General features: G+C 66.1%; 1 protein-coding gene. It reads left to right on the top strand.

Annotation, left to right across the window (positions count from 1 at the left end):
• Positions 1 to 32 precede the first annotated feature (32 nt).
• A complete protein-coding gene (locus ACFXQA_RS15240; RefSeq protein WP_394520742.1) occupies positions 33 to 1,151 on the top strand; it encodes a mannose-1-phosphate guanylyltransferase in 1,119 nt (372 codons plus the stop codon).

Raw genomic sequence — 1,151 nt, 5'->3', positions numbered from 1 at the left:
GCGTCGCGCGGGCTCACCGCTACCCTGAGCGCATGGCTTCTCACCCTCTCGATGACTTCTATGCCGTGATCCCTGCTGGGGGTATCGGTAGCCGGTTGTGGCCGCTCTCGCGCGCGGAGGCCCCGAAGTTTCTTCATGACCTCACGGGGTCGGGGCAGACGTTGTTGCGTGATACCTGGGATCGGCTCGAGCCCTTGACCGGGCCGGACCGTATCGCGGTGGTCACGGGTCGTGCCCACCGTGCTGCGGTGGAACGGGAGTTGCCGGGCGTGCCCGACAAGAACGTCATCCTCGAGTCCGAGCCCCGTGATTCCGCGGCCGCGATCGGTCTGGCCGCCGCGATCCTGGTGCGGCGCGAACCCGACGTCGTGATCGGGTCGTTCGCGGCCGATCATGTCATCCGTGGCACGAACACGTTCGCGTTCGCGGTGCAGCAGGCTGTCGCGGTCGCCCGGGAGGGATACATCTGCACGATCGGTATCCAGCCCAGCGAAGCATCGATCGGATTCGGGTACATCAAAAAAGCCGGTGAGCTCGATGTCGACGGGGCACCGGAGGCGGCGATGGTGGAACGTTTCGTGGAGAAACCCGACCTCGAAACCGCCCAGGCCTACTACGCCGACCGCGCCTACCTGTGGAACGCGGGCATGTTCATCACCCGCGCCGACGTGCTCCTCGCCGAGATCGAAGCCAACGAACCCGAACTCCACGCCGGGCTCATGGAACTCGCCGACGCGTGGGACGACCGCGACCGTCGAGGCGCGGTCGTTGACCGGGTCTGGCCCACGATCAAGAAGATCGCGATCGACTACGCCGTCGCCGAACCCGCCGCCGACAAAGGACGCCTCGCCGTGATCCCCGGCCACTTCGACTGGGACGACGTCGGCGACTTCGCCAGCCTCGCCAAACTCAACTCCCACGGCGGCAAAGGCGAACTCGCCATCCTCGGCAGCACCGCACGGGTACTCTCCGACTCCTCCAGCAGCATCGTCGTCTCGCAAACCACCCGCGTGATCAGCCTCATCGGCGTCCACGACATCGTCGTCGTCGACACCCCCGACGCACTCCTCGTCACCACCAGCGACAACGCCCAACGCGTCAAAGGCGTCGTCGACGCACTCAAACTCACCGGACGCAACGACGTCCTCTGA

The organism is Microbacterium shimangi, assembly GCF_043556445.1.
In the GTDB taxonomy this organism is placed as follows: Bacteria; Actinomycetota; Actinomycetes; order Actinomycetales; family Microbacteriaceae; genus Microbacterium.
Note: the sequence above shows the minus strand (reverse complement) of the source record. Positions and strands in the feature narration are given on the sequence as shown.

Coding starts and splice junctions, on each gene's coding strand:
- ACFXQA_RS15240 (WP_394520742.1), top strand. CDS start 33: ATGGCTTCTCACCCTCTCGATGACTTCTATGCCGTGATCCCTGCTGGG.